This window comes from Enterobacter sp. CGMCC 5087, from assembly GCF_003144775.1.
In the GTDB taxonomy this organism is placed as follows: Bacteria; Pseudomonadota; Gammaproteobacteria; order Enterobacterales; family Enterobacteriaceae; genus Enterobacter; species Enterobacter cloacae_M.
In genome coordinates this window covers 1-513 of sequence record NZ_QFXN01000258.1, presented here as the reverse complement: position 1 = coordinate 513, position 513 = coordinate 1, and the positions used below count along the sequence as shown (strand labels likewise).

The window sequence follows — 513 nt, the reverse complement described above, 5'->3', positions numbered from 1 at the left end:
AGGTTCTCTTTTGTTGATTCAGGTCACACGGTAACTATCTGATACAGAAGGTGAGTACAGGACTTATCCGGGGAGTGTGTTGCAGCAGTAATTCATCCGCCAGTTCGCTTCTTCGATGCTGTAAATGCCGGTCAGGCAGCGTGCGCAATACTTCACGCCCTGATAATGGTTACCACACCACGCGCAGTACCAGGCAAGCGACATCACCGGCGCATCCAGACCACCGATGAGGCGGCGCAGTTTCCTGCGTCGGGCTTCAGCTTTGACCTCCGGGTCCAGATGCGCACAGTTCATCAGCACATGTTCGGCCACCGTCTGCTGGTCGTGCTCAAACCAGGGTTTCTCACCAAAGCCCGTCAGCAGGTACAGCACACAGCCACAGGACGCACAGGTCCATACGCTGTCCGGCGCCCTCGCGGCATCATCCGCCGTGACGAAGCGGCCTGAAGCATCGTTCGCGAGATAGCATTTCAGTATGCGCATACCGTCACCTCCGGTGTGCTGCCAGACACG

General features: G+C 57.3%; 1 protein-coding gene. It reads right to left on the bottom strand.

From position 1 onward, the window contains the following. Positions 1 to 63 precede the first annotated feature (63 nt). Positions 64 to 513: zinc-ribbon domain-containing protein (locus tag DEO48_RS22985; protein WP_258306160.1), on the bottom strand; the 450-nt coding region annotated here is incomplete at its 5' end.